Origin of the sequence: Oligoflexus sp. (assembly GCF_035638955.1) — a bacterium.
Lineage (GTDB): Bacteria > Bdellovibrionota_B > Oligoflexia > Oligoflexales > Oligoflexaceae > Oligoflexus.
On sequence record NZ_DASQYZ010000261.1, the window covers coordinates 1 to 1,978 of the forward strand.

The 1,978-nt window shown below is 50.3% G+C and carries 1 protein-coding gene; it reads right to left on the bottom strand.

All coding sequences use genetic code 11. The features are described from left to right. On the bottom strand, nt 1–1,978 hold a 1,978-nt coding region (locus tag VE954_RS24420; RefSeq protein ID WP_324957734.1), incomplete at both ends, for a GAF domain-containing protein.

Sequence of the window (1,978 nt, forward strand, 5' to 3'; positions counted from 1 at the left end):
CATCCCGGATCCTGACAAGGTAGCTTTCCGGCTCTTCCTCAACCACAACATTGATTTTCCCGACTTCGTCCTTTCCCGCTTTCGCGCGATCCTCAGGTGCCTCGATTCCATGATCAATGGAATTGCGCAGGCAATGAGTCAGGACTCCTTCCATGAGCTCGGAATTCTCCGTGTTGAGGAGAATGTGCCCACCCTCAATATGGATAAGTGGAGCTTTCTTGCCAAGGCTTTGGGCCATAGATGGCAGGGATTCTCTGAGAGCAGCTGTCAGACCCGCTACGGTTTCCAGCCCATCCGAGGGCCCCGTCTCATGAACATTGAAACCAAGCTTCCGAATGGTAACGTCAGAATACTTGAACAGGATCGACTCGATGGGATTCAGGTCAGCTTCCATTTTGTCAAAATCCCAGCGTGCATCTGGCGCCTCCCTGACAGCACTCAGGGTTTCCTCTGCCTTATGAACGAGGTCAGCAAGTCTCATCATCTTATAGTTGCGGCATAAGCCTTTTAATGTGTGCAGATTGCGATAAAGCACGTTCACCAGATCTTTGGATGGACTTCGGCGAGCCAGAATTTTCCGGTTCTCCTGAAGATACTGATTGGCCCGGTCAGCAAAGAGTCTGAACCTTGGCAAAGTGATATCGAGCACATGGCCGATGATCTCCAGTTCCTCTTTATGCGCCTCCACCTCCATTTGAAGGGCTCTCAATTTGGTCACGTCGCGCAGACTGACAAGTATCTTTTGCAGGATGTGGCTGTCTGAATAAATAAATCCCCAGTCAACTTCGATGACCTTGATTCTCCCCTCGGCAAACACCAGTTGGAATTCCCTCAAAAGAAAATGTTCATTGATGTCCCTGGCCAGCGGATCCTCACCCATCATGGCATTAACGGCGCTCACAATCCCTGCCTGTTGATCCTCGCCGAGACTGGTTCGTTTAAGGATATCGAGGAGTTCTTTTCCACCAGGATCATCCATTTCAAGAATGGCTTTAAGGTAGACGGAATGCTCTTGATCCATGACGATTTTCGATCCATCCGAACTCATCCCGATCGTAAATATCCCGAGCTCTATGTTCTGTAAGATGCTTCGGACTTCACGGGTTTTTTCATTTAACCTGGCGGTTCTTTCCTCAACCTGCCTTTCCATTCCTGCATAAAGGAGGGCATTCTCAATCGAAATGGCAGCCTGCGAGCCGAGTGTTGAAATGAGTTCAATTCGCTCGGACGTAAATGCGTGAGTCGATGTTCTGTTTTCAAGATAAATCAGCGCCACAGGAGTATTTCTGCTAACGATTGGCATGCAGAGGATGGATTGCGGCCGCTTCCTGATATACTCGTTTTGCGTATAGGCGCCTTCCTGGATAGGGTCTCCAAGCACAAGTGGCAACCTCGATCTCATGACATATTCGCAAATCGTACTACAAATATAAGGCGAATCCTGATACGGAACCTGAAGCATGATACTCGGCTTATCTGAATCGATGCTTTGAGCCACCACGTGCCACCTGGATTCAGATCCTTCGGTCATAGGCAGAAGCAGGACACAGCGGTTGCCTCCCGCGGTCTGTCGAAGGATGGCCAGGAGCTTGGAAAGCAGTTCATCAATCCGGATTGAGCCAGAAATTGCCTGCGCTGCCCTGGTCATAGCCGTCACGTCGAGGACATCACCGTGTTGATAGGTCTGGCCCTCGGGCTGGGTGATCCTGCCATGGATGGTCCTGTTCACTGCAGCACCGGTCTGGCTGTGACTTGTTTTGCTAAAGACATCAGGATGATTTGCCACGAGTTGTTGAAGCTTTCCCGTTGCTCCATAAGTCTGGTAGAAGCCATAGGCAAGTTTCAGATAAGGTTCAGCCAGCCTCTGCTGTTTTAAACCCAGATACATCTCGGCACAGCGGTCAGCAGCGAGGCCTGCGACCCAAAAATAGCTGTATTGCTCAGCAGTGCTGATGGCTTCATCGTAGAGTGCTGTTGC